This window comes from Streptomyces sp. V3I8, from assembly GCF_030817535.1.
Lineage (GTDB): Bacteria > Actinomycetota > Actinomycetes > Streptomycetales > Streptomycetaceae > Streptomyces.
On sequence record NZ_JAUSZL010000002.1, the window covers coordinates 5072906 to 5097411 of the forward strand.

Here is a 24506-nt window from a genome sequence, read left to right on the forward strand (position 1 = left end):
GCCCCCGGCGTTACCTCTGCAGACGCTCCGTGTTCTTCCCTCGGTTCTCGTACAGGGGTCGCGCCGAAATCGTGACACATCGTCAGCTCTGTGGTTCTCGTGGCGCCTGTGATTCTTGTGGCTCTTCACGATTTCAGGTAGGTGAGGACGGCGAGAACGCGCCGGTGATCACCGTCGCTCGGGGACAGGCCCAGTTTCATGAAGATATTGCTCACGTGCTTCTCGACCGCGCCGTCGCTGACGACGAGCTGCCGGGCGACCGCGGAGTTCGTCCGTCCCTCGGCCATGAGTCCCAGCACCTCCCGCTCACGCGGGGTGAGTCCCGCGAGAACGTCCTGTTTCCGGCTGCGTCCGAGCAGCTGCGCGACGACCTCCGGGTCGAGAGCGGTGCCGCCGCGGGCCACGCGGACGACCGCGTCCACGAACTCCCGCACTTCGGCTACCCGGTCCTTGAGGAGATAGCCGACCCCGGTGCTGGAACCGGCGAGCAGTTCGGTGGCGTACTGCTCCTCCACGTACTGCGACAGCACCAGGACGCCGAGCCCCGGATGCTGCTTGCGCAACTGCACGGCCGCCTTGACGCCTTCGTCGGTGTGGGTCGGCGGCATCCGGACGTCCGCGACGACGACGTCGGGCAGCGCGTCCTGCGCCGCGAACTCCGTGATCGTCTTGATCAGCGCTTCCCCGTCACCCACCCCCGCGATCACCTCGTGCCCGCGGTCGGTCAGCAACCGGGTCAGGCCCTCCCGCAGCAGCACTGAATCCTCGGCGATGACCACGCGCACTCTGTCCTCCACGATTACCGGCCCCCCAGCGCATCCCGCCCACGCCCCGCGCAGGTCGGAACCCAGCATCCCAGCATCGGGGCGCGTACGCGGCATGTTTCCACGCCCGTGAAACAGGCGCGCCCCCTATAGGGGCGCGGACGACGGCGCACCCCGCCCTTTAGGGGCACGGGGACGGCGCACCCGCCCTTTCAGGGGCGCGGGGAACCGCGCGCTCAGCCACGACGGCCCGCACCCGACGCACGGATCCGAGGCCGGAAGCCGGGAGCCGGGAGCCGAAAGCCGGGAGCCGGGAGCCGGGAGCCGGGAGCCGGAAGCCGGAAGCCGGATACGGGCAGGGGCGGGGCCCGGTCGGGGCCCCGCCCGGGGCGAACGGCTCAGGCCGCCCGCCAGGGCAGCTCCGCGGTGACCCGGGTGGGCCCGGCCACCGGCGAGTCGACGACCAGGATCCCGTCCACCGCGTCCAGCCGCCCGGCAAGCCCCGCCAGCCCGGACCCCGCGGAGGCGTCGGCCCCGCCGACCCCGTTGTCGACGACCTGGATCAGCAGCCGGTTCTCGATCCGCCACACGTCGACCGTCGCCCGGGTGGCCCGCGCGTGCTTGCTGATGTTCTGCAGCAGCTCGGACACGGTGAAGTAGGCGATCCCCTCGATGGCCGGCGCCGGCCGGGCCGGCAGATCGACCTCGACCCGCACGGGCACGGTGCACCGGGAGGCGACCGACGACAGCGCCGCGTCCAGCCCGCGGTCGGTCAGTACGGCCGGATGGATCCCGCGGGCCAGGTCCCGCAACTCCTGCAGCGCCGTCTTCACCTCGCCGTGCGCCTCACCCACCATCCGCGCCGCCTCCTGCGGATCCTCCGTGAGCTTCTCCTTGGCCAGTCCCAGGTCCATGGCCAGCGCCACGAGCCGGGCCTGCGCGCCGTCGTGCAGGTCCCGCTCGATGCGCCGCAGGTCGGCCGCCGCCGTGTCGACCACGACACCGCGGTCGGACTCCAGCTCCACCACGCGCGTGACCAGCTTCGAAGGTCCCAGCAGACCGCCCACGAGGAGCCGGTCCACCAGGGTCAGGGCCCGCACGATCCACGGCGTCGCCAGGGTGAGCAGCAGCCCGACCAGCGCGGTCACGGTGATCTCGAAGGGGTTGTCCAGGTAGATCCGGTGCGTCTCGTCCCCGTACAGCTGCAGTCCGTCCTGTCCACCGGACATCGGGAAGATCCAGAACCACACCGGGTACGTCAGCAGCGTCCATCCGGTCGTCCACAGGGTGAGGGCCACGCAGAAGGCGAACACGGCCCAGGGGAAGTGCAGCACGGTGTAGAGGAGGTGCCGCCAGGACGCCCCGCTCTTCAGGGTCGCGCCCATCCAGCCCATGGGGCCCTGCTTGCGCCTGCGCAGGGGTTCCGGGGCGGCGACGTCGAACCCGAGCAGGCCGCGGGCCCGCGCGCGCTCCAGGGCGCCCAGCCCGCGGCAGCCGGCGAGCCCCGCGGCCAGCACCGGGACGCCGAGGAAGGTGATCAGCAGGCCCGCGCCGAGCGACATCGTCGTCACGGCGAAGACGAAGGTGACGATGCTGATCGGCAGACTCAGCATCAGGTAGGCGAACTCGCGCAGGCTGCGGCCCTCGATGGGGGCCCGCAGCGCGGCGGGCAGCCGGTGCCACCGCTCCCCGGCACCCTCGCCCCGGAACCCGGGGCCGTCGTCCCACCCGTATCCCTGTCCGTACTCCGTGGCCATGGCCGCCGTCCGTTCCTGCTGGTCCGCTGGGTATGACTCCACTGTCCTCCGCGGGGCGCCCCGGGAACATGGAGCGCGTCGGCGTCTTGACCGGGGGGTTTTCCCCACCCCGCCACCCCGCCGGCCCGCCCACACGCTCGGGCGTACGCCCTGCACACGTACGCCCTCGACCGCGCCCCTGCCGGGGCGGTCGAGGGCGTCGACCGGGAGGGGGCGCACCCGCCCCGCCTCCCCCGACTCACTTCCTCCTGAGGTCACCACCCACGGGCTGCGCTTCCTCCGTGCGGTCCCGCCACGGCAGCTCCGCCGTGATCGTCGTCGGCCCGCCCACCGGCGAGTCGATGACGAACAGCCCGTCCACCGCGCCGAGCCGGTCGGCGAGCCCCGACATCCCCGTACCGCCGTCGAGGGAGGCGCCCCCGCGGCCGTCGTCCCAGACCTGTATGAGCAGGCGGTTCTCCGAACGCCACACGTCGACCGAGGCCGACCGCGCACCGCTGTGCTTGCTGACGTTCTGCAGGAGCTCGGAGACCGTGAAGTACGCGATGCCCTCGATGGCCGCCGCCGGGCGGGCCGGCAGGTCGGCCGTCACCTTCACCGGCACCGTGCAGCGGGCGCCGACCGAGGACAGCGCGGCGTCCAGACCGCGGTCGGTGAGCACTGCGGGGTGGATGCCCCGCGCCAGGTCCCGCAGTTCCTGCAGCGCCAGTTTCACCTCGCCGTGCGCCTCGTCGACCATGGCGGCGACGGTCTCGTCGGCCTGGCCCTCCAGCAGCTTCTCCTTCGCCAGACCGAGCCCCATGGCGAGGTTCACCAGCCGGGCCTGCGCGCCGTCGTGCAGATCCCGCTCGATGCGCCGCAGGTCGGCCGCGGCCGTGTCGACGACCACTCCCCGGTCCGACTCCAGTTCGGCGATCCGCCGCTCCAGCTCGTCGGAGGGCGACAGCAGGGCGCGCACCATCGCACGGTCGGCGTTGGCGAGGCCGCGGGCCAGGAACGGCAGCACCGGCCACAGCACGAACAGCGACGTCAGCGTGACGGTGAAGGTGACGATCGCCCAGGGCAGCCGCATGAGTTCGTACAGCACCGTCCGCCAGCCGACCGGATCCTTCAGCGCCATCCACAGCCACCCGAAGAACCCGCCCCGCCCGCGGAACGGCAGCGGACTCGGCTCGTCCACCCGTACCCCGAGCAGGCCCCTGGCGCGGAGCCGCTCGAACTTTCCCAGCTGGCGCGCGCCCAGCAGTCCGAACGCCAGTACCGGCAGCCCGATCACCGTCACCGTCAGCCCGGCTCCCAGGAACAGGATGGTGACGACGTAGGTGAATCCGACGAGCGAGGACAGCAGGTTGGCCAGGAGATGCGCGATCTCCTTCCAGGTGTGCCGGTCGTAGGCGAAGCGTGCGGGGGGCGGCCGGTCGGTGCCGCCGTCCAGGGGGCCGGCGGCCAGGATGCGTTCCGTCATAGGCGCAACCTTGCCGGGCCGGGGCCCGCGACGCCATGAGGTGGGCCGCCTCCGTGCCCGGGGGAAAACCCCACCCCGGCCCCGTCCCTGGCACCACCCCGGCGGGGCCGGCGGAAGATCGCACGATCTCTGCCGTGACGGGTTGCTTACGGTCTCTTTAGCAGGCCCTAGACTCCGGTGCGTACAGATCGTCGAACGCCGGGCTCCGCACGGCGCGCGCGACGGCGCACGCGTGCTGCGAACCGTGCGAGTGCGCGAGTGGTGTGAGTGGTGTGAGCGGTACGGGCAGTGCGGGTTCATCCGAGGTCAGGGAGTGAGGGCGGACGTGCCGGAACCGACCATGGTCGCGGCGACCGGAACCACGGGAACCGGGGCCGGTACCGCGGCCACCGGTACCCCGCTCGCGGCGGACTACTTCCAGTCCTACTCGGTCGTCGGGCTGCTCGCCGTCGTCGGCGTGCTGTTCGTCGCCGTCGCCTTCGGGGCGGGCCGCCTGCTGCGGCCCGTGGTCCCCACCCCCGAGAAGCTCATGACGTACGAGTGCGGGGTCGATCCCGTCGGGGAGGGCTGGGCCCACACCCAGGTCCGCTACTACGTCTACGCGTTCCTGTACGTGATCTTCGCGGTCGACTCGATCTTCCTCTTCCCCTGGGCGACGGTCTTCGCCGCGCCGGGCTACGGAGCGGCGACGCTCGTGGAGATGTTCATCTTCCTCGGCTTCCTGGCCGTCGGTCTGCTGTACGCATACAAGAAGGGCGTCCTCACATGGACGTGACGCGTCCGCACCCGGACGAGACCCCCGCGGCTCCCGAACCGGTGTTCCTGCCGGAGCCCAAGCGGCTGGGCGCGCTCGCCCGACTGGCTCCCGAACCGATGAAGGTGGTCCTGAACTGGGGCCGCCGCTACTCGCTCTGGGTCTTCAACTTCGGCCTCGCCTGCTGCGCGATCGAGTTCATCGCGGCGTCGATGGCCCGGCACGACTTCATCCGCCTCGGCGTCATCCCGTTCGCACCGGGTCCGCGCCAGGCCGACCTGATGGTCGTCTCCGGCACGGTCACGGACAAGATGGCCCCGGCCGTGAAGCGCCTGTACGAACAGATGCCCGAGCCCAAGTACGTCATCTCCTTCGGCGCCTGCGCGAACTGCGGCGGCCCGTACTGGGACTCGTACTCGGTGACGAAGGGCGTCGACCAGATCATCCCGGTCGACGTGTACGTCCCGGGCTGCCCGCCCCGCCCGGAGGCGCTGCTCCAGGGCATCCTCAAGCTCCAGGAGAAGATCGCCAGGGAGTCGCTGAAGGAGCGGTACGGGTCCGCGGGCGCCGACCGTCCCTCCGCGGCCGCGCTGCAGAGCGGGCTCGTCCGGCCGCCGGCCGCTCCGCCCGGTGCGGCGCCGGCCACAGGGGACGCCCGATGACGACGACCGGCTGGCTCCCCGCTCCGGTGGAGGAGCTCTTCGGCCCGGACGCCACGGCCGAGGAGTCGTACGAGGTCCTGACGGTCGACGTGCCGCCGCAGACCTGGCTCGCCTCCCTGGAGAGCGCGCGGGACACGCTCGGCTGCACGTACTTCGACTGGCTGAGCGCGGTCGACGAGCCCGGCACGGAGCCCGGCACCGGCTTCCGCGTCTCGGCGCACGTCGTGGCGCTGGCTCCGGTACGCCGCCTGCTCATCCGTACGACGGTCCCGCACTCGGCGCCGGTCCTGCCGTCCGCCGTCGAGGTCTACGCGGGCGCCGCCTGGCATGAGCGCGAGACGCACGAGATGTTCGGCGTGACCTTCGAGGGCCACCCCGGTCTGGACCCGCTCCTCCTCCCCGAGGGCTTCGAGGGCCACCCCCTCCGCAAGGACTTCGTCCTCGCCGCCCGCGTGGCGAAGGCCTGGCCGGGCGCGAAGGAACCGGGCGAGTCGGAGCACGGCGGCCCCAAACGCCGCCAGATGCTGCCCCCCGGCGTCCCCGACCCCAACGAATGGGGCCCTCTGAAGGGCCAGCTCCCCCCGGCCCCGGCCCGCCCGGCACGGGGCGCCCGGACGGCGGGCGCCGCGGGTGCCGCAGGCGCGGGGAGAGCGGCGGGTCCGCCCCGCGCGTCCGGCGACCGCCCGGTACGGCGGGCCCGCACGGCGGGAGAGGGCTCGGCCAGCCAATCGACGCCACCGGCCCCTGGGGCTTCGGCTTCTGCGACGCCTGCTTCCGGGGTGCCGGCTCCTGGGGCGTCGGCTTCCGCGACACCGGCTTCTGCGGCGCCTGTGTCCGGGGCGCCCACCCCGGCGGGGCCCGCTTCGGCGGAGCCCGCTTCCACGGCGGCCGAGCCGGCGGCGCCCCGTCCGGCGCGGCGCGCGCGAAGCGCGGGCGGGGGCTCGGCGAGTCAACGACCGCAGGCCCAGCAGCCCGATGCCGCCGCGGACCCGCCGGCCTCTGCCGAGCCTGCGGGGCCCCCGGGACCCCCGGGACCCGAGGACTCCGCACAACCCGCGCCGACGACCGAGCCCGCGCCGACGACCGAGCCCTCGCCAACGGCCGAGCCCGCGCCAACGACCGAGCCCGCGGCTCCGGCGGAGCCCGGAACCCCGGCCGAGCCCGACGCCTCGTCCGAGCCGGAACCGTCCGCCGGACCGAAGGCACGTCCTGCCCCGGGCGGTTCGGACGCCCCCTGGCACCAGGCCCGCCCCGCCTACGACGACGAACCCGCGTCACCGGCACCCGAAAAACCCCAGAAGCCTTCGGACGACCCCGACCCCGACCCCGCCGACCCCGACGGCCCCGCCACTCCCGGCACCCCCACAGGAGGCACGCAGTGAACGACGCCCTGGACGTCGCCCTGCGACTCCTCGTCGTGTTCGTCGTGTTCCTGACCTTCCCCCTGCTCGTCGGTCAGGCCGAGCACAAGGTGATGGCCCACATGCAGGGCCGCCTGGGACCCATGTACGCGGGCGGCTTCCACGGCTGGGCCCAACTCGTCGCGGACGGCGTGAAGTTCGCCCAGAAGGAAGACGTGGTCCCGGCGGGCGCGGACCGTCGTGTCTTCCAGCTGGCCCCCGCCGTGGCCCTCCTCCCGTACCTCATGGTCCTCCTCGTCATCCCGGTCGGCCCGGGCGAGGGCGCGGTCGGCCAGGTCGTGGACGCGGGCGTCTTCTTCGTCCTCGCCGTGATGGGCGTCAGCGTCCTCGGCTCGCTGATGGCCGGCTGGGCCTCGGCCAACAAGTTCTCCCTGCTCGGCGGCCTGCGCACCGCCGCCCAGCTCCTCGCGTACGAACTCCCCATGCTGCTGACCGCCGCCTCGGTCGCCATGGCGGCCGGCACGGTCTCCCTCCCCGGCATCGTCGACGCCTTCGAGTGGTGGTGGCTGCCCTGGCAGCTCATCGGCGCGATCGTCTTCTTCGTGGCGGGCCTCGCCGAACTCCAGCGCCCGCCCTTCGACATGCCGGTCGCCGACTCGGAGATCATCTTCGGCGCGTACACCGAGTACACGGGCCTGCGCTTCGCTCTGTTCCTCCTCGCCGAGTACGCCGGGATCGTCGTCCTGTGCGGCCTGACCACCGTGCTCTTCCTGGGCGGCTGGCACGGCCCCTGGGGCGCCGACGGCCTCGGCTGGGTCTGGACCCTGCTGAAGGCGGCCGTCCTCGCCTTCGTCGTCATCTGGCTCCGCGTCACCTACCCCCGCCTGCGCGAGGACCAGCTGCAGAAGCTCGCCTGGACCCTCCTCGTCCCTCTCTCCCTCGCCCAGATCGCCCTCACCGGCATCGTCAAGGTGGTGATCGCGTAACCATGTCCCGCCCGTCGATCCCCGGTTCAGGCCTGGCCAAGGGCCTGGCCGTCACCCTGCGCACGATGACGAAGAAGACCGTCACCGCGCAGTACCCGGACGTCCAGCCCGAACTACCGCCCCGCTCCCGCGGCGTCATCGGTCTCTTCGAGGAGAACTGCACGGTCTGCATGCTGTGCGCCCGCGAGTGCCCGGACTGGTGCATCTACATCGACTCCCACAAGGAGACGGTCCCGGCCGCCGCACCCGGTGGCCGCGAACGCAGCCGCAACGTCCTCGACCGCTTCGCCATCGACTTCTCCCTGTGCATGTACTGCGGTATCTGCATCGAGGTCTGCCCGTTCGACGCCCTCTTCTGGTCCCCCGAGTTCGAGTACGCCGAGACCGACATCCACGAACTCACCCACGAGCGCGACAAGCTCCGCGACTGGATGTGGACCGTCCCGGCCCCGCCGGCCCTCGACCCCGGTGCCGAGGAGCCCAAGGAGATCGCCGCCGCCCGCAAGACCGCCGAGAAACTCGCCACGGCCCAGGTCCAGACCGACCCCACCGACCCGCAGGGAGGCGCGTCGTGACTCCCGCCGCGACCGCCGTCACGGCGGCACAGGCCACGACCACCGCCGCCGGCACGCACGGCTTCCTCTCGCCGACCGGCGTCGAGATCGCCTTCCTCCTCGTCGGACTGGTCACCTTCGGCGCCGCGATCGTCACGGTCACCACGAAGCAGCTGGTGCACGCCGCCCTGTGGCTGGTCGTCGCCCTCGGTGGCCTCGCCGTCGAGTACCTCCTGCTCACGGCCGAGTTCATCGCCTGGGTGCAGGTCCTCATCTACGTCGGTTCCGTCGTCGTCCTCCTCCTCTTCGGCCTGATGCTCACCAGGGCCCCCATCGGGCGCTCCCCGGACGCCGACTCCGGCAATCGCTGGGCCGCCCTCACCGTCGCGACCGCCGCGGCCGCCGCCCTCGTCTGGGTCGTCGTCGACGCCTTCCGGACGACCTGGATCGACCTGGACGGCGCCGCCGCCGGCTCCACCGCCGTTACCGGCGCCAGCCTCTTCCAGAGCTGGGTGCTCCCCTTCGAGGCCCTCTCGGTCCTGCTGCTCGCCGCCCTGGTCGGCGCGATCGTCCTCTCCCGCCGGGCGAAGGCGACGGCCGAGGCCGCGACCACCGCGAGCCCGCCCGGCCCCCTCAGCCCTCCGGCCCCCCGCGGCGACGCCACCCGGAGCGAGGCCACCCGGAGCGACAAGGAAGGTGCCCGCTGATGCACCTCGCCTACCCGGCCGTACTCTCCGCCCTCCTCTTCTGCACCGGCCTCTACGGAGTCCTCGCCCGCCGCAACGCGATCCTGGTCCTGATGTCCGTCGAGCTCATGCTCAACGCCGTCAACCTCAACCTCGTCGCCTTCGACGTCTGGCTCGGCAAGACCGCCCAGGACGCCCTGCACTCCGGCCAGGCCCTGACCCTGTTCACCATCGCCGTCGCCGCCGCCGAGATCGGCATCGGCCTGGCGATCGTCCTCGCCGTCCACCGCAACCGCGGCACCGCGGACATCGACAGGCTCCGCGACACCGCCGAGCCCGCCCAGGACGACGAGGACACGGACGGCTCCGGACCCGCCCGCGGCGAGTCGGCCGGCAAGGCTGCCGAGAAGGCTGAGGCCACCGCGTGACCACGACCACCCTCGCCGTCCTCGTCCCCCTCCTCCCGTTCCTGGGCGCGGCGGCCGCACTGTTCCTGGGCCGCGCCGCCCCCGGCTTCGTACGCCCCCTCGCCGTCCTGCCCTCCCTCGCCGCCCTCGCCCTCGCCGTGGTCGTCGCCGGGCGCCAGGGCGGCGGACAAGCGGTGGACGCCGCGACCGAACTCACCCCCACCGGCTCGGTCCCCGTCGAACTGGCCCTGCACATCGACGGCTTCGCCGCCCTCGTCGCCGTCCTCGTCGGCCTGGTCGCGACCTGTGTGCAGATCTACTCGACCGGCTACCTGCGCCACGATCCGCGCTACTCCTCGTACGCCGCTCTCGTCTCCCTCTTCACCTCCGCCATGCTGCTCGTCGTCTACTCCGGCGACCTGATGGTGCTGCTGGTCGGCTGGGAGATCATGGGCATCTGCTCGTACTTCCTCGTCGGCCACTACTGGGAGACCCCGGAGGCCCGCGCCGCCTCCATCAAGGCCTTCCTCGTCACCAAGCTCGGTGACGTCCCCTTCCTGATCGGCCTGTTCGCGCTCGCCGTCGACACCGGTTCGTTCCGCATCACGAAGGTCCTCGCCGACGTCGCGAGCGGCGGACTCGACCACCCGACCCTGATCGCCCTGCTCCTCCTCGCCGGCGTGGCGGGCAAGTCGGCGCAGTTCCCGCTCCACACCTGGCTCCCCGACGCCATGGCGGGCCCCACCCCCGTCTCCGCGCTGATCCACGCCGCGACGATGGTCGCCGCCGGTGTCTACTTCATCGCCCGGCTCCTCCCGGTCTTCGCCGCCTCCGCGGCCGCACTGGTCGTCCTCGCCGTGATGGCCGCCGTGACGATGGTCGGCTCGGCCCTCGCCGCGCTCGCCCAGGACGACATCAAACGGGTCCTCGCCTACTCGACGATCGGCCAGCTCGGCTACATGACCGGCGCCCTCGCCGTCGGCGACCGCGGTGCCGCCGTCTTCCACCTCCTCGCGCACGGCGCCTTCAAGGCGCTGCTGTTCCTCGCGGCGGGCGTGATCATCCACGCCGCCGGCACCAACTCGCTGGCCGCCATGTCCCGGATGAAGGACCTGCGCGCCCGCGTCCCCGACGCCTACTGGACGATGTCCGTGGCGCTCCTCGCCCTCGCCGCGATCCCGCCCTTTAGCGGCTTCTTCTCCAAGGAAGCCGTCCTCGGCGCCGCCGAGCACGCCGCCACCGGCCACGCCGAGCACATCCCCGGCGCCGCGGGATGGGTCGTCCTCGTCTCCGGTCTGGTGACGGCCCTGCTCACCGCCGCCTACGCGATGCGCCTGTGGCTGCTCGCCTTCCGCGGCCACGGCGCCGAAGCCCCCGACCACGGCAGGCAGCCCGCCGTCATGAACTCCGTGCTGTGGGTGCTCGCCGTCCCGTCCCTCGCCTACGGACTCACCACCGGTGTGCTGCCCGACTGGTTCGACAGCCGGGACCTCACCCCGACCCTCACCACCGCCGTCCTCGGTACGGGTGTCGCCCTGGTCGGCGGCATCGTCACGTACGGCGCGTGGCGGCACACCACCGCCATGGCCGGCCGCTTCCCCCTCGGCGCGGTCGCGGCCCACCCGGACGCCGACGGCGGCCTGGTGGAGGCCGAGGCCATCGCCAGCCACCGACCCGCGTACGGGAACGTGGCCTCCGCGTCCGACCCCGCGGATCCCGGCCGCCTCCTGCTCGGCCCGCTGCACCGCCACGCGGCCGCCGGCTTCCACCTCGACGCGGTGTACGCGGCGCTGTTCGTCCGCCCGGTCCAGGCCGCGGCCGAAGTCGTCCGGTTCCTCGACCGCGAGGTCGTCGACACCTACGTACGCGGGGCGGGCGCTCTGCCCCGCTGGCTCGGCGCGGCCGTCCGGCGCACCCAGACCGGCAATGTGCAGACCTATGTGAGCGCGCTGTTCGCCGGCACCGTCGTCCTGGTGGTCGCCGTCCTCCTCGTCGCCACCGCGGGAGCGTGAGCAGGCGTGATCGATATCAGCGAGTCCGTGATGCAGGTCCTTCTCGGATTCATCGTCGTCGTCCCGCTCGTCGGGGCCGTCTCGGCTCTTCTGCCGGCCCCGCCCGGGCTGAAGGGGAAGTCGCCCGAGCAGGCCGTGCTGCGGCACGGCGTGACCGTCACCGGCGCCGTACTCGTGGCCGCGATCGTCCTCACGCTCGGCTTCGACCACGGCCACCCGTCGAAGATGCAGGCCACGACGGACATCAGCTGGATCCCCGCACTCGACGTGCGGATCCACCTCGGCATCGACGGCATCTCCCTCCCCCTCCTCGTGCTGACCGCGCTGCTGACCTTCCTGTGCGCGCTCCACGCCTACTTCAAGATGCCGTCGGGCCCGTCCCCGAAGGCATTCGTGGCGCTCGTCCTGGTCCTCGAGTCCGGCACCCTCGCGACCTTCGCCGTCCTCGACCTGCTGCTGTTCTTCCTGGCCTTCGAGACGGTGCTCATCCCGATGTACTTCCTCATCGCCCGCTGGGGCGGTGAGCAACGGACCCGGGCGGCCTGGAAGTTCATCCTGTACACGCTGCTCGGCTCTGTCGTCATGCTGCTGGGCCTGCTCCTGATCGGAATCAAGGCGGGCACGTTCGACATGGTGGCACTCGCCACTGACAATCACCCCGGGCTGACCACATCGGTGCAGGTCGTCGCCGTTCTGGCGATCGGGATCGGGCTCGCGGTCAAGACACCGATGTGGCCGCTGCACAGCTGGCTGCCGGACGCGCACACCGCCGCCCCGACCGTCGGCTCGGTCCTGCTGGCCGGGGTCCTGCTGAAGATGGGCACGTACGGGTTCGTCCGGATCCTGCTGCCCGTCACGCCGGACGGCATGAGCACCTTCGCCCCGTACCTCGCGGCCTTCGCGGTCGTCGGGATCATCTACGGCTCGCTGGCCTGCCTGGCGCTCGCCAGGCAGGGTGCGAAGGGCGACCTCAAGCGCCTCATCGCGTACTCCTCGATCGGCCACATGGGCTTCGTGCTCCTCGGTATCGCGTCGATGACCCCGACCGGCGTGAACGGCGCGCTGTTCGCGAACATCGCCCACGGCCTCATCACCGGCCTGCTCTTCTTCCTGGTCGGCGCGCTCAAGGACCGCACCGGCACGACCGACCTCGACACCCTCGCCCGGGCGACCGGCGCCGCGCTCTACGGCCGGGCCCCGCACCTCGGGGGCCTGCTGGCCTTCGCCGCCGTCGCCTCGCTCGGGCTGCCGGGCCTCGCCGGGTTCTGGGGCGAGATGCTCGCGCTGTTCGGCGCGTTCGACCCCGCCGACGGCCTCAGCCGCCCTGCCTTCCTGACGTTCACGGCGATCGCCGCGTTCGGCACCCTGCTCACCGCCGCGTACCTGCTCGTCGTGGTCCGCCGCGTCTGCATGGGCGCCGCCCCGCAGGAGGAGAGCCCGCGGCTCACCGACGTCCGGGCGTACGAGTTCGCCGCCTGGACCCCGCTCGTCGTCCTCACCGTCGTCGCCGGGCTCTGGCCGAAGACCCTCCTCGGCCTGACCGACCCGGCCGTGCAGCAGCTCCTCGCAGGAGGCACCCGATGAGCCCTCAGGCACAGGTCCAGGCCCAGTCCCTGGTCCAGTCCGTCGACTGGCTCGCGATCGCTCCGCCCACCATCGCGGCGGTCGTCGGACTCGTGGTGCTCGTGGCCGACCTCTTCGTGGGCGACAAGAGGAAGGCCCTGCTCGGTTGGGTCTCCGTGGCGGGACTCGCCGTCGCCGCGCTGGCCCTGCTGCCCCTCCTGGACGGCGACCGCTCCACGTTCTGCCTGACCGGCGACGCGGACGTGTGCAGTTACACGGCGGACCGTTTCGCACTGGCCGTCCAGTTCCTCGTCCTCGGCGGGGCACTCCTCACGGCCCTCCTGTCGATGACCGCCCTGAAGGACTCGGACAGGGAACTGCCGCAAGGGGAGTACTGGTTCCTGCTGCTCTCCTCGGCCGCGGGCGCCGCCCTGCTGCCCGCCTCACGCGACCTCGCCACCCTGATCGTCGCCCTGGAGGTCGCGTCCCTGCCCGCCTTCGCCCTCGTCGGCATCCGGCACGGCGACCGCAAGTCCTCCGAGGCGGCCCTCAAGTTCTTCCTGTCCTCGGTCACCGCGACCGCCGTGAGCCTCATGGGCATCAGCTTCGTCTACGCGTCGACAGGCACCCTGTACCTCACCGAGATCGCCACCGGGATCGAGGACGTCGACGGGCAACTGCACACGCTCACCCAGGCGGGCGTCGTCCTGACCCTCGTCGGCTTCGCCTTCAAGACGGCGGCGGTGCCCTTCCACTTCTGGGTGCCCGACACCTATGTGGGAGCCCCCCTCCCGGTCGCCGCCTACCTGTCGGTCGTCGGCAAGGCGGTCGGCTTCTCCGGCCTGATCCTCGTCACCGTGATCGCCCTCCCGTCGTACGCGGACGTCTGGGGCCCGGCCCTCGCAGCCCTGGCCGCCCTCACCATGACGGTCGGCAACGTCGGCGCCCTGCGGCAGCGGGCCACGCGCGCGTACAGCGCGGTACGGCTCCTTGCCTGGTCCTCCGTCGGGCAGGCCGGCTACCTCCTGGTGCCGATCGCCGCCGCCGCGTACGCGAAGGACACCGAGAAGGCCGTCGGCTCCACCGTCGCGTACGCCCTCATGTACGCCGCCGTGAACCTCGGCGCCTTCGCGGTCGCCGCACTCGTGGCCCGCTCGAAGCCGCTGAACCGGATCAGCGACTACCGGGGCCTGCACGCCTCCCGCCCCCTCACCGCGCTCGTCCTCGGCTTCTTCCTGCTCTGCCTGGCCGGTCTGCCGCCGGGCGTCATCGGACTCTTCGCGAAGGTCACCGTCTTCTCGGCCGCCGTCGACGCGGGCCTCGGCTGGCTCGCCGTGGTCATGGCCGTCAACGTCGTGATCGCGCTCTTCTACTACCTCCGGTGGACGGCCCTGCTGTTCCGCGCCCCCGAGGGCGAGACCGTGTCGCACCGCGTCCCCGCCCCCCTCACCGCGGCGATCGCCCTGACCGCCGTCCTGGCGGTCGCGCTCTCCGGGGCACCGCAGCTCATCCTGCGCTTCTCGGACACCGGCCTCTTCTGACGCCGTCCCGAACCGGCCGCACGCGCGCGTGCCCGACGCTCCGCACCCGCGCCCACCGCCCCGCACGCATACGTGCGGGGCGGCTCCGTATCACCCGGACGGCCGACGCCCGACGCCGCGCGCACAAGGGAACTAGTGCTTCCCGCCTGGCGTTGACCAGTGAGGGAGGGTCCACTGGACCGTGGAGTCACGGAACCAGTGACGTCAGAGATCGACAAGCAGAGGTTCCCCTGCGGCACCATTTGGAGGGCGTACCGTGCACCGCCGGCACAACGGGCTCAGGACCGCCGTCCTCCTCGGGGGACTGTCCGCACTCATCATCGTCATCGGCAGCTTCTTCGGCCGTACGGGCCTCGTCGTCGCCCTGTTCATCGCGATCGGCACCAACGCGTACGCGTACTGGAACAGCGACAAACTGGCTCTACGCGCGATGCGCGCGCGCCCGGTGAGCGAATTCGAGGCCCCGGCCCTCTACCGGATGGTCCGCGACCTCTCCACCCAGGCCCGCCAGCCCATGCCCCGCCTGTACATCTCCCCGACGGAGGCGCCGAACGCGTTCGCGACGGGCCGCAACCCGCGCAACGCCGCGGTGTGCTGCACCGAGGGCATCCTGCGGATCCTGGACGAAAGGGAGCTGCGCGGCGTCATCGGCCACGAGCTGAGCCACGTCTACAACCGCGACATCCTCATCTCGTCCGTCGCGGGTGCCCTGGCCTCCGTCATCATGTTCCTGGTCAACTTCGCCTGGCTGATCCCGATCGGCCGCTCCAACGACGACGACGGCCCCGGCCTCCTCGGCATGCTGATGGTCATGATCCTCGGCCCGCTCGCCGCGTCCCTCATCCAGCTCGCCATCAGCCGCTCCAGGGAGTACGAGGCGGACGCGTCCGGCGCCCAGCTCACCGGCGACCCGCTGGCCCTCGCGAGCGCCCTGCGCAAGCTGGAGGCGGGCACGAAACAGCTCCCGCTGCCCCCCGAGCCGCGCATCGAGACCGCGAGCCACATGATGATCGCCAACCCCTTCCGCCCGGGCCAGGGACTGTCCAAGATGTTCTCCACACACCCGCCGATGGCGGAGCGCATCGCCCGGCTCGAACAGATGGCAGGTCCGCACCGATGAAGACGATCCTGAACGTCATATGGCTGGTCCTGAGCGGCTTCTGGCTCTTCCTCGGCTACGTTTTCGCAGGCCTGCTGCTGTGCGTCACGATCATCGGCATCCCGTTCGGCGTGGCGTCGTTCCGTATCGGCACCTACGCGCTGTGGCCGTTCGGCCGCACGACGGTGGAGCGCCGTGACGCGGGCGCGCCGTCCTTCGTCGCCAACGTCCTGTGGCTGATCCTGGCCGGCTGGTGGCTGGCCCTCGCCCACATCGTCACGGGCCTCATCCAGTGCGTCACGATCATCGGCATCCCCCTGGGCATCGCCAACTTCAAGCTGATCCCGGTCTCCCTGTTCCCCCTGGGCCGCGAGATCGTACGCACGGACCAGCCGTTCACGTCGTCGGTCCGGTAGGCGGACGCCGGCGGTACGGCAGCCGACGTACGCCCTGACCGCGTACGACATCGACGCCGAGGACGCTGACATCCGGGCCCTGTGCGCGGCTGACCACGGGGCCGGACCGCCACGGGGACGACAGAACCAGCGCGGACGGAACCGGGACGGACAGGCCCGACGCCGGCCCCGGCGGCACGACTCAGGGGCGCGGGGAACTGCGCGGCCGGCCCCCACCGGACCCGCCCCCGCCCCGCACCTGCTCACCCGCCGGCCCGCTCACCCACCGGCACTCCACGGCGTCCCCGCGAACGAGAACGATCACCGTGGCGGGGCGAGCCGTCGCCGAACCCCGTACGCGACCGCCCCCAGCCCCAGCACCGCGGCGCCCACGGCCACCGACCGCCACGGCAGGGCGAAGGCCAGCGTCAGGCACCCCGCCAGCCCCGCCGCCGGCACGACGCGCGACACGACCGACGAACCCAACGTCCAGGCCGAAGCGTTGGCGATCGCGTAGTACACCAGCACCCCGAAGGAGGAGAAGCCGATCGCACCCCGCACATCCACCGTCGCGGCCAGTACCGCGACCACGGCTCCCACGGCGAGTTCCGCCCGGTGGGGCACCCGGTAGCGCGGGTGCACGGCGGCCAGTCCACCCGGCAGGTGCCGGTCGCGGGCCATGGCCAGCGTCGTCCGCGACACCCCCAGGATCAGCGCGAGAAGGGAGCCGAGCGCCGCCACCGCGGCACCCACCCGTACGACGGGGACGAGTTCCGGAGCCCCGGCGGCGCGCACGGCGTCGGCGAGCGGCGCCGTCGCCCGTCCCAGTCCCCCCACCCCCATCACCGAGACGACGGACACCGCCACACCCGCGTACACGACGAGCGCGATGCCCAGCGCGAGCGGGATCGCGCGGGCAATGGTGCGCGCCGGATCCCGTACCTCCTCGCCCAGGGTCGCGATCCGCGCGTACCCGGCGAAGGCGAAGAACAGCAGCCCGGCCGCCTGCAGCACCCCGCCCGCTCCCTCGAAGACGCCGCTGCCGAGCCGCCCGGCGTCGGCGTTCCCTGAGGTCAGACAGGCGACCACCACGGAAGCGAGGACCGCGAGGACCACCGCCACGATCACCCGTGTCAGCCACGCGGACTTCCGCACACCGCCGTAGTTCACCGCCGTCAGTGCCACCACGGCCCCGACGGCCACCGCGGGTGCCTGCCCCGGCCAGACGTACGTCCCCACCGTCAGTGCCATCGCCGCACACGAGGAGGTCTTGCCCACGACGAACGACCAGCCCGCCAGATATCCCCAGAACTCGCCGAGCCGCTCCCGGCCGTACACGTACGTCCCGCCCGACGCGGGGTAGCGGGCGGCGAGCCGTGCCGAAGCGGTCGCGTTGCAGTAGGCGACGGCGGCGGCGATGCCGAGACCGAGGAGCAGCCCCGATCCGGCGGCCCGCGCCGCGGGCCCCAGCGCGGCGAAGATGCCGGCCCCGATCATCGAGCCGAGACCGATCACGACGGCATCCCCGACGCCGAGCGTCCGGCGCAGCTCCTGTGTCATGCGCCGCACCCTACTGACCTGCGCAACCGCCCGCCGTCGCGCCGACGTCCTCCACAACAACAACGGACGAACACAAACGCCGGGCGAAAGAACGACGAGACGTACGCGCACGACGAGACGCGCGCGAACGGCATGACCACAGCCCGGTGCGAGCAAGATCACAGCACGGGCACAGCACGAAGGGGCAGGTTCAGGGCATGGGCATCATCAGCTGGATCATTCTGGGGCTGCTCGCCGGCGCCATCGCCAAGGTCCTGCTGCCGGGACGCGACCCCGGCGGCTTCATAGGGACGACGCTGATCGGTGTCGCGGGCGCGTTCATCGGCGGCTGGATATCCGCCCGCTGGCTGGACCACCCGGTCACCAAGGACTTCTACGACGGAGCCACCTGGGCCGCCGCGGTCGGCGGCTCGCTGGTGCTGCTGATCGCCTACCGCATCCTGTTCGGCAACTCGCGCGACTGAGCGTGCGGGGCGTGCGGGGCGTGCGTGGCGTGCGCCGAGCCGCGTACGCCACGCCGTGAGCTCCCGGGGCACCGGCCGGCGGACGGGAAAGGGCGGGCACCCGAGATGCCCGCCCTTTCCCGTACACGCGGCCGCCGCCCGCGGAGCGACCGGCTTGTCACCGGTAGTTGACGTACTGCAGTGCGAAGTCGAAGTCCTTGCCCTTGAGCAGGGCCTGCACGGCCTGCAGGTCGTCACGGCTCTTCGAGCTGACGCGCAGCTCGTCGCCCTGCACCTGCGCCTTCACGCCCTTGGGGCCCTCGTCACGAATGATCTTCGCGACCTTCTTCGCGTTGTCCTGGGAGATGCCCTCCTCGATCGAGGCGAAGATCTTGTACTCCTTGCCGGAGAGCTGCGGCTCACCGGCATCCAGCGCCTTCAGCGAGATGCCGCGCTTGACCAGCTTGGTCTCGAACACGTCGAGGATGGCCTTCACCCGCTCCTCGGAGTTCGCCTCCATGAGGATCTTCTCGCCGGACCAGGAGATGGAGGCGCCCACGTTCTTGAAGTCGTAGCGCTGCGAGATCTCCTTGGCGGCCTGGTTGAGGGCGTTGTCGACCTCCTGCCGCTCGACCTTCGAGACGATGTCGAAACTGGAGTCGGCCATGTCCTGTGGCTCCTTGTATCGGGGTGCGTAGTGGCGGCCGTCGAGCCCGCGTCGGTCCCGGGCCGCATCCGCATAAGCCTAGCCACCCCCTCCCCTCCGAGCACCGATCAATCGAGTGGCGAAGCACCCCCGGGCATCGGGTATCGTTTACGTCGTTGCCACAGAGCGCCGCCGAAAGACGGTTCGAATGGTAGCCACCCCGGCGGTGTGCCCGAGCGGCCAAAGGGAGCAGACTGTAAATCTGCCGGCTTAGCCTTCCCAGGTTCGAATCCTGGCGCCGCCACAGTAAGAGAAGACACCCTCTCCGAACTGCGTAAATGCAGTTCGGAGAGGGTTTCTTCGTGTTCGGGCGGTTGTCGGTCCGTAAGGGGGCGACCGCAAAGGCGGTCCGTGGGCCCGGGGCCGCGCGGGACGCGAGTACGCCGACTCCGGAGCACGGCGTTTTGTTCGTACGCTGAACCCCATGTCCTCACGTCGCCGCAACTGCCCCGAGTGCCGCCGCGAGATCGCTGTCGTCGCCGGCCGGTTCGCCCGGCACGATCCGGCGGGCGCGCGGGGGAGCGGGGAACTCGTGTCCTGCCCGGGGTCGCGCAGGCAGGCGGAACTCGGTGCGGCGCAGCCCGCGCTGGACGGGTACGCCGTGGCCGAGTTCCCCGGACAGCTTCCGCTCTTCTAGGCGGCTCTTCGGGTTCTGCCAGCTCTTCCGGACATACCGGAGTGCCCCTGCCCGGCCTCCGCCGGTGCTGCCTCCGCTGTCGCCGCAGACCCCGACGTCCTCCTCAGTTGCCCGCCACCGACTTCACCGCCACCGACACCGGTGTCGAACCGCTGATCAGTTCGAGGGTCAGCCCGGCCGTCGCCGGGGTGTCCACCAGTTCGGCGAGGACCGCGGCCACGTCGTCGCGGGGGACGGGCCCGCGGCCCGTGGCGGCCTCCAGACGGATCAGGCCCGTGCCCGCGTCGTCCGTCAGCATGCCGGGGCGCAGGATCGTCCAGTCCAGACCCCGGTGGGCCCGCACGTACGCGTCGGCCTCGCCCTTGGCGCGCTGGTACGCGTCGAAGACGTCGTCCCCGGGGTGCTCCGGGTCCGCGCCCATCGACGACACCACCACATGGCGCCGTACTCCCGCACGGGCCGCCGCGTCCGCGAACAGTACGGCGGCGCCCCGGTCGACGGTGTCCTTGCGGTCCACCCCGCTGCCCGGACCCGCGCCCGCCGCGAAGACCGCGGCGTCCGCGCCCCGTAGACGGGCGGCGACCTCCTCCTCCGTGGCCGACTCCAGATCGCACAGCACCGGCTCGGCGCCGGCCGCCCGCAGATCGTCGCCCTGCTCGGCTCGGCGGATGATCCCCGCCACCTCGTCACCGCGCGCGGAGAGCAACCGCTCCAGCCGCAGCGCGATCTGACCATGACCTCCAGCGATGACAATGCGCATGTTTCCGACCGTACGCCCACAGGACCCCACTCGCCGCACAACCCTGTGGACAACTCGTGGGTCTCACCCATGATCACGCTGTACCGCTGTACCAGGGGGACGCCGTGAGGCGTCATAAGGAGACCGTCATCACCGCCATCAGCACGAGCCCCGCCACCCGCAGTCGCCCTGTCACGGGCAGGCGTCCCGTCGTACGCAGGACCGCCACCGCCGTCGGCTGCGCCACCGTCCTGCTCGCCGCCGTGGCCGCGTGCGGCACGGTCGAGAACCTCACCGCCGGTCAGCGGGTGGACCGGGCCGTCGAGGGGCTCGGCGACAAGAAGTCGCTCGCCTTCGAGCTGAGCCTCGACGCCGAGCCCTCCGCGCTCGCGAAGCTGGCCGGGGAGGCCGGGCCCGGCGAGGAAATGCCGCCCGAGTTCGCGGAGTTCTTCGCCGGGATACGGGTCAAGGTGTCCGTCGAGTCGCGCAAGCCGATCGCCGACTCCGGTGAGAAGGATCTCGTCGGTACGGGTGTGGAGCTCTCGGGGCCCGACGGCGTCCTGGTCGAGTACCGCGTCGTCGGCCACCACACGTACTACCGCGCCGACATGAAGGCGGCCGGTGAGGCGATGGGCTTCCCGGTGCCGACCGCCGACGACCTCCCGGAGAGCGAGAAGGCGCTCGAACCGGTACTCGAAGGCAAGTGGATCAAGGTCGACAACCGCGAACTCGAACGCGCCGCGCAGGACGCCTCGGACAGGGACGCGGACGCGGATGCGGATGCGGATGCGGGCGATGGAGCCGGCGGCGCCGACGAGATCGACAGCAGGACCCAGCAGAAGATCCTCAAGGCCGTGCGGTCGGTCGTGGCCCGTGAGGTCACCTTCAGCGACGGGGGAGGCGGTGACGGCGTCGAACGGGTCGTCGCCAAGGCATCGTTCCGCGACCTGCTCACCGGTGTCCTCGACAGGCTGCGGCCGCTGGCCGGCGAACTCCCCGCGGGTGTCGAACTGCCCACCGACGAGGTCCTGAAGGACGCTCCGGACCGCAAGGTCGCCGTCGAATTCTCGCTCAGGAACGGCGATCTGACCCGCGTCTCGGTCGACCTCGCCGTCCTGGCGGAGGACGCGAAGGGCGTCGAACTCCCGCTGGTCGTCACGTTCGGCACAGCCGGTGACGTCAGTGCCCCGTCCGGTGCCACGAAGATGCCCACGAGCAGGTTCCGCGTCCCGGGCAACCCGCTCACCGGCGGCCTGCTGGGCGGCTTCTGACGGCCTGCGACCCCCGCCACCCGCCCACGCGCGTGTGGAGGCCGACGCCTCCCGACGGAGACCGACGCCTCCCACGCGCGCGTGGGAGTTACGAGTTGGCAGTGGTGGAGGGCTGACAGCCCCTCAGTGTCGGTCCGGTCTCACGGCGATCCGCCCGTCCGCCCCTGCCGCGGCAGACCCATCTCCACGGCCGCCGCCGACCCGCAGTACTCCCGCACCGCGCTCGTCCGCGCCACCACCCGTCCCCGGTGCACCACGATCCGGCTGTACGCCAGCGACAGCGCGCCGTCGAGCCGGTCGCCGCGCACCGCGAGCAACTCCGCCGGGAATCCCGCCTCCACGCGCACCTCGGGCAGCCCGAGTACCGCCCGCGCCGACGAACTCACCGCGTCGTACGCGTCGGTGGTCCGCAGCCCGTACCGCGAGGCCAGCAGGTACGCCGCCTCCAGCGGATCCCCGCGTCCCACCGGGTTCGACACGTCCCTGAGGGCGCCGCTCCCGGCCGCGACGCGCACCCCGGCCGCCCGCAGCAGCCGTACCGGAGCCGTTCCGCGGCGGTCCACGCCCGAGCAGCCGCCCTGCGGCAGGCAGACGACGCTCACCCCGGCCGCGGCGAGCTGGTCCGCCGAGCGCGCGGCCACCTCCGCGGGCAGCCGGCTCAGCCCACCGCAAGGGCCGAGCGTCACCCCGGGCCGCAATCCGCCCGCCATCGCCGCGAGCCGCGCCAGCCGCGCCGGATCGTCACCGTCCGTGTGCAGGTCGATCGGGCAGCCCTGTTCCGAGGCGACCTCCAGGACCGTCTCCACGTAGCCCGTCGGATCGGGATCCAGGTCCGGACAACCGCCCACCACGCAGGCGCCCATCTTCACCGCGTCCCGCAGCATCGCCAGCCCCTCGGCCCCGGCGAGCCCGGTCAGCACCCGGGGCACCGCCACGACCGTCAGCTCGACCAGCCCCCGCAGCGCGCGTCGCGCCTGGAGCACCGCCGCCAGCGACCCCAGCCCCTGCACGTCGCCCACGCGCACGTGCGAGCGGAGCGCCGTCGCCCCGTGCCCGAGCTGCAGGAGAGCGGCCTCGGTCGTCCGGCGCTGGACCTCGTCGGCCTCGTACGAGGCCGGACCCTCGCCGTCGGCCGACAGGGCCGTGTCGCCATGGGCGTGGGGCTCGGCCGGGGCCGGCAGCAGCAGATGGCCGGAGAGATCCACGCGCGCGGTGTGCGCGGTGAGGCTGCCCGCCGTGCCGACGGCCTCGATCCGCCCGCCGGCCAGCCGCACGTCCACGGTCCGGCCGTCGGTGAGCCGCGCGCCGCAGAGCAGCAGTTCGGAGCCGTTGCCCCGGCCGGCGGACGAACCGGACGAGCCGGAGAAGCCCGACGAGGACGACGAGGACGACGAGTGGTGCGGCTGCGGCTGGCTGTCGGGCATCGCGCTCCTGTGCTGGACGACGACTGCGCAGGAGGAGGTACACGGTCACGCAGCGTGAGACGAGCCTAGGGTGACGATCGGCGCACATCGAGGAGGAGCGAAATAGTCGTACCGGTGTGGCCCGTCGTGCCCGAGGGGCCCGTGAGGGGCGTGGGGAAAGGCCCGTGAGGGCCCGGGAACGGGCCGGGGCAGGTGCCGCGAAACGGATTTGGGCGATCGGCGGCCGAGCGTGTAATGTCTTCATCGCTCGCCCCAATAGCTCAGTCGGTAGAGCGTCTCCATGGTAAGGAGAAGGTCTACGGTTCGATTCCGTATTGGGGCTCTGGTGTGAGACGTTCCCGTCGCAGGGCGGGAACCGATCACATCTCAGCGGTGTAGCTCAGTCGGTAGAGCAAGCGGCTCATAATCGCTGTGTCACCGGTTCAAGTCCGGTCACCGCTACTGACGGTAGCCGATTGCGGGGTCGGTCCTTCAATCGGTTACTCTTTTATGCGTTAATCCATGTCCCATCCGTCCGGCAAGGAGCACTCACGTGGCTGCCACCGACGTCCGCCCGAAGATCACGCTGGCCTGCGTGGAGTGCAAGGAGCGGAACTACATCACCAAGAAGAACCGGCGTAACAACCCGGACCGACTGGAGATGAAGAAGCACTGCCCGCGTTGCAACGCGCACACTGCGCACCGCGAAACGCGATAACACCAGGCTCGTTCACGAGGCCGTCCCCTTCACGGGGGGCGGCCTCGCGTCGTTGACAGCAGCTGCGAACCAGGGCTGCCCTTCAGAGCTGCGAAATCAGGAGGTGCCGAGCCGATGCCGCTCGACCAGTCCTTCGTGGGGCGGTCCTACCCGCCCACCGACCCGTACGAGGTCGGCCGGGAGAAGATCCGCGAGTTCGCGGAGGCGGTGGGAGACCCCAATCCCGCGTACACGGACCCCGAGGCCGCCAGGGCCCTCGGCCACCCGGATGTGATCGCCCCGCCGACGTTCGTGTTCGCGATCACCTTCAAGGCCGCGGGAGAGGTCGTCAGGGACCCCCAGCTGGGCCTCGACTACAGCCGCGTCGTGCACGGCGACCAGAAGTTCGTCCACCGGCGCCCGGTGCGCGCGGGGGACCGGCTCACGGTCACGTCCACCATCGAGGCGATCAAGTCCATGGCGGGCAACGACATCGTGGACATCCGCGGCGAGGTCCACGACGAGACGGGCGAGCACGTGGTGACCGCCTGGACCAAGCTCGTGTCCCGCGCGGCCGAAGGGGCGTGAACAGATGACCGCGAAGATCTCCTACGACGACGTCGAGGTCGGCACCGAGCTGCCCGCCGGGTCCTTCGGCGTGACCCGCGCCACGCTTGTCCAGTACGCGGGCGCCTCCGGGGACTTCAACCCGATCCACTGGAACGAGAAGTTCGCCAAGGAGGTCGGCCTCCCGGACGTCATCGCGCACGGCATGTTCACCATGGCCGAGGCGATCCGGGTCGTCACCGACTGGACCGGCGACCCGGGGGCGGTCGTCGAGTACGGCGTCCGCTTCACCAAGCCGGTCGTTGTCCCGAACGACGACAAGGGCGCCCTGATCGAGGTCAGCGGCAAGGTCGCCGCCAAGCTCGACGACCGCACCGTCCGCGTCGACCTCGTCGCGATGAGCGCGGGCCAGAAGGTGCTGGGCATGTCCCGTGCCGTCGTACGACTGGCCTGACCGGCAGACGGCAGACGGCAGAC

25 protein-coding genes and 3 tRNA genes are annotated in these 24506 nt (G+C 71.8%); 21 read left to right on the forward strand and 7 right to left on the reverse strand.

All coding sequences use genetic code 11. The features are described 5' to 3' along the window. Positions 1–125: 125 nt before the first annotated feature. The 3 genes from QFZ75_RS22595 to QFZ75_RS22605 form a co-directional block, all read right to left on the reverse strand. The gene (locus QFZ75_RS22595; RefSeq protein WP_307539600.1) at positions 126–797 is read right to left on the reverse strand and encodes a response regulator transcription factor; all 672 of its coding nucleotides are present in this window, start codon (positions 795–797) and stop codon (positions 126–128) included. A 365-nt stretch (positions 798–1162) separates the two neighbouring features. Next, complete coding sequence (locus tag QFZ75_RS22600; protein ID WP_307539602.1) at positions 1163–2521, reverse strand: sensor histidine kinase; 1359 nt, start codon at positions 2519–2521, stop codon at positions 1163–1165. 238 nt (positions 2522–2759) lie between these two features. Then, entirely contained in the window at positions 2760–3986 is a 1227-nt protein-coding gene (locus QFZ75_RS22605; protein ID WP_307539604.1) for a sensor domain-containing protein, read from the reverse strand. A gap of 325 nt (positions 3987–4311) precedes the next feature. Here QFZ75_RS22605 and QFZ75_RS22610 point away from each other — a divergent pair, with 325 nt between their 5' ends. From QFZ75_RS22610 to QFZ75_RS22665, 12 genes are all read left to right on the forward strand, one after another. Further along, positions 4312–4761 (forward strand): NADH-quinone oxidoreductase subunit A, encoded by a 450-nt coding sequence (locus QFZ75_RS22610; RefSeq protein WP_373465922.1) that lies wholly within the window; start codon positions 4312–4314, stop codon positions 4759–4761. Continuing rightward, positions 4752–5402: an NADH-quinone oxidoreductase subunit B gene (locus tag QFZ75_RS22615; protein WP_307539606.1), complete on the forward strand. Its 651-nt coding sequence runs from the start codon at positions 4752–4754 to the stop codon at positions 5400–5402. The genes QFZ75_RS22610 and QFZ75_RS22615 overlap by 10 nt, the downstream gene beginning before the upstream one ends. Continuing rightward, the gene (locus tag QFZ75_RS22620; protein ID WP_307539609.1) at positions 5399–6784 is read left to right on the forward strand and encodes an NADH-quinone oxidoreductase subunit C; all 1386 of its coding nucleotides are present in this window, start codon (positions 5399–5401) and stop codon (positions 6782–6784) included. The genes QFZ75_RS22615 and QFZ75_RS22620 overlap by 4 nt, the downstream gene beginning before the upstream one ends. Then, on the forward strand, positions 6781–7749 hold the full coding sequence (locus QFZ75_RS22625) for a complex I subunit 1 family protein (protein ID WP_307539611.1): 969 nt from the start codon (positions 6781–6783) through the stop codon (positions 7747–7749). Before QFZ75_RS22620 ends, QFZ75_RS22625 begins: the two co-directional genes overlap by 4 nt. A 2-nt stretch (positions 7750–7751) precedes the next feature. Then, complete coding sequence (locus tag QFZ75_RS22630) at positions 7752–8324, forward strand: NADH-quinone oxidoreductase subunit I (RefSeq protein WP_307539613.1); 573 nt, start codon at positions 7752–7754, stop codon at positions 8322–8324. Further along, positions 8321–9010 carry an NADH-quinone oxidoreductase subunit J gene (locus QFZ75_RS22635; RefSeq protein WP_307539616.1) on the forward strand — a complete coding sequence of 230 codons (690 nt, stop codon included), beginning with the start codon at positions 8321–8323 and terminating at the stop codon, positions 9008–9010. Before QFZ75_RS22630 ends, QFZ75_RS22635 begins: the two co-directional genes overlap by 4 nt. Beyond that, positions 9010–9417 (forward strand): NADH-quinone oxidoreductase subunit NuoK, encoded by a 408-nt coding sequence (gene nuoK, locus QFZ75_RS22640; RefSeq protein WP_307539618.1) that lies wholly within the window; start codon positions 9010–9012, stop codon positions 9415–9417. The genes QFZ75_RS22635 and nuoK overlap by 1 nt, the downstream gene beginning before the upstream one ends. Beyond that, positions 9414–11408: an NADH-quinone oxidoreductase subunit L gene (locus QFZ75_RS22645; protein ID WP_307539620.1), complete on the forward strand. Its 1995-nt coding sequence runs from the start codon at positions 9414–9416 to the stop codon at positions 11406–11408. Before nuoK ends, QFZ75_RS22645 begins: the two co-directional genes overlap by 4 nt. A 6-nt stretch (positions 11409–11414) precedes the next feature. Beyond that, on the forward strand, positions 11415–12992 hold the full coding sequence (locus tag QFZ75_RS22650) for an NADH-quinone oxidoreductase subunit M (protein ID WP_307539622.1): 1578 nt from the start codon (positions 11415–11417) through the stop codon (positions 12990–12992). Further along, the gene (locus QFZ75_RS22655; protein WP_307539624.1) at positions 12989–14512 is read left to right on the forward strand and encodes an NADH-quinone oxidoreductase subunit N; all 1524 of its coding nucleotides are present in this window, start codon (positions 12989–12991) and stop codon (positions 14510–14512) included. Before QFZ75_RS22650 ends, QFZ75_RS22655 begins: the two co-directional genes overlap by 4 nt. Before the next feature lie 256 nt (positions 14513–14768). Then, positions 14769–15632, forward strand: a complete 864-nt coding sequence (gene htpX / locus QFZ75_RS22660) for a zinc metalloprotease HtpX (RefSeq protein WP_307539625.1) — start codon at positions 14769–14771, stop codon at positions 15630–15632. Then, positions 15629–16027, forward strand: a complete 399-nt coding sequence (locus tag QFZ75_RS22665; protein WP_307539628.1) for a YccF domain-containing protein — start codon at positions 15629–15631, stop codon at positions 16025–16027. The genes htpX and QFZ75_RS22665 overlap by 4 nt, the downstream gene beginning before the upstream one ends. Before the next feature lie 300 nt (positions 16028–16327). Here the strand turns inward: QFZ75_RS22665 and QFZ75_RS22670 are convergent, their stop codons facing one another. Continuing rightward, complete coding sequence (locus tag QFZ75_RS22670; RefSeq protein ID WP_307539630.1) at positions 16328–17566, reverse strand: APC family permease; 1239 nt, start codon at positions 17564–17566, stop codon at positions 16328–16330. Between the two features lie 197 nt (positions 17567–17763). On the opposite strand from QFZ75_RS22670, the gene QFZ75_RS22675 reads away from it, so the two are divergent. Continuing rightward, positions 17764–18030: a GlsB/YeaQ/YmgE family stress response membrane protein gene (locus QFZ75_RS22675; protein ID WP_307539632.1), complete on the forward strand. Its 267-nt coding sequence runs from the start codon at positions 17764–17766 to the stop codon at positions 18028–18030. Positions 18031–18187: 157 nt separating this feature from the next. On the opposite strand, the gene QFZ75_RS22680 is transcribed toward QFZ75_RS22675, so the two are convergent. Continuing rightward, positions 18188–18676 (reverse strand): YajQ family cyclic di-GMP-binding protein, encoded by a 489-nt coding sequence (locus QFZ75_RS22680; RefSeq protein WP_307539634.1) that lies wholly within the window; start codon positions 18674–18676, stop codon positions 18188–18190. A 201-nt stretch (positions 18677–18877) separates the two neighbouring features. Between QFZ75_RS22680 and QFZ75_RS22685 the strand changes: the two genes are divergently transcribed. Together QFZ75_RS22685 and QFZ75_RS22690 are read left to right on the forward strand one after the other, a co-directional pair. Next, a tRNA-Tyr gene (locus tag QFZ75_RS22685) sits at positions 18878–18959 on the forward strand. Between the two features lie 180 nt (positions 18960–19139). Beyond that, positions 19140–19352 carry a hypothetical protein gene (locus QFZ75_RS22690; protein WP_307539636.1) on the forward strand — a complete coding sequence of 71 codons (213 nt, stop codon included), beginning with the start codon at positions 19140–19142 and terminating at the stop codon, positions 19350–19352. 103 nt (positions 19353–19455) lie between these two features. Here the strand turns inward: QFZ75_RS22690 and QFZ75_RS22695 are convergent, their stop codons facing one another. Then, entirely contained in the window at positions 19456–20112 is a 657-nt protein-coding gene (locus QFZ75_RS22695) for an NAD(P)H-binding protein (protein WP_307539638.1), read from the reverse strand. Between the two features lie 104 nt (positions 20113–20216). Here QFZ75_RS22695 and QFZ75_RS22700 point away from each other — a divergent pair, with 104 nt between their 5' ends. Then, positions 20217–21362 (forward strand): hypothetical protein, encoded by a 1146-nt coding sequence (locus QFZ75_RS22700; RefSeq protein ID WP_307539640.1) that lies wholly within the window; start codon positions 20217–20219, stop codon positions 21360–21362. Between the two features lie 140 nt (positions 21363–21502). Here the strand turns inward: QFZ75_RS22700 and QFZ75_RS22705 are convergent, their stop codons facing one another. Then, positions 21503–22786, reverse strand: coding sequence for an amidohydrolase family protein (locus tag QFZ75_RS22705; RefSeq protein WP_307539642.1), 1284 nt, complete (start codon positions 22784–22786; stop codon positions 21503–21505). A gap of 249 nt (positions 22787–23035) precedes the next feature. Here QFZ75_RS22705 and QFZ75_RS22710 point away from each other — a divergent pair. From QFZ75_RS22710 to QFZ75_RS22730, 5 genes are all read left to right on the forward strand, one after another. Continuing rightward, a tRNA-Thr gene (locus QFZ75_RS22710) sits at positions 23036–23108 on the forward strand. Between the two features lie 46 nt (positions 23109–23154). Then, a tRNA-Met gene (locus QFZ75_RS22715) sits at positions 23155–23227 on the forward strand. Between the two features lie 91 nt (positions 23228–23318). Continuing rightward, positions 23319–23483, forward strand: coding sequence for a 50S ribosomal protein L33 (gene rpmG, locus QFZ75_RS22720; protein WP_003948671.1), 165 nt, complete (start codon positions 23319–23321; stop codon positions 23481–23483). Between the two features lie 114 nt (positions 23484–23597). Next, complete coding sequence (locus tag QFZ75_RS22725) at positions 23598–24050, forward strand: MaoC family dehydratase N-terminal domain-containing protein (RefSeq protein ID WP_307539644.1); 453 nt, start codon at positions 23598–23600, stop codon at positions 24048–24050. Positions 24051–24054: 4 nt separating this feature from the next. Beyond that, entirely contained in the window at positions 24055–24483 is a 429-nt protein-coding gene (locus QFZ75_RS22730) for a MaoC family dehydratase (protein ID WP_307539646.1), read from the forward strand. Positions 24484–24506 lie beyond the last annotated feature (23 nt).